The sequence below is a fragment of the Vibrio sp. 10N.222.55.B11 genome (genome assembly GCF_041473705.1).
Lineage (GTDB): Bacteria > Pseudomonadota > Gammaproteobacteria > Enterobacterales > Vibrionaceae > Vibrio > Vibrio crassostreae_C.
In genome coordinates, this window is record NZ_JBFRST010000027.1 from 1 (window position 1) to 660 (window position 660).

The 660-nt window shown below is 57.3% G+C and carries 1 protein-coding gene; it reads right to left on the bottom strand.

Annotated elements, in window-relative coordinates; all coding sequences use genetic code 11:
* Positions 1 to 660: Ig-like domain-containing protein (locus AB4503_RS10570; protein WP_372114557.1), on the bottom strand; the 660-nt coding region annotated here is incomplete at both ends.

The window sequence follows — 660 nt, forward strand, 5'->3', positions numbered from 1 at the left end:
TTCCACTTTCTCAACATCATCATCGATGTTGCCGAACGTGAAGGTTGGCGTCGTATCGTTGGTCAGGTTGTCTGTGTCGCTGCCGTGAGCGTCTTCTTTGCCGCTGTCGCTCGACGCAACCAGATCGATGGTCGGTTTGCTGATACCCGTATCAACCTCGTAACCACCGTCTTTGTTGTCTCCGCTGGTTTCGGTCGTCGCCGTGAACGGGTTGCCCGCTTCATCGGTGCCACTCACGCTCGCCACGATGGTGCTGTCCGCATCCGCAACTAACTCGCTGCCCGGTACATTGATGCTGTAAGTGCCATCCGCTTTCACCGTGCCTGTGTAATCGGTTGAGTTGCCGTTCACCGTCAACGTCACCGTATCACCTTCTTTCGCGTCGCCACCCACGGTACCCGTAATGGTCACGTCACCAGCCGCTTCCGCTGCGTTCACGATGTCGTCGCCTGCGATATCATCATCGATTGTGATGGTCGCCGCCGCGTCGGTATCGATGGTCACTGCGAGTGCGTCTGATGTGTCGCTATTACCCGCATCGTCCGTCGCTTTCACCGTGATGCTGTTCGCACCTTCTGTCAGCTGACCGTCTGTCGCCGTGAAGGTCCACACGCCCTCAACTTTAACCGCTTCACCCAGCAAGGTCGTGCCGTTGAACAC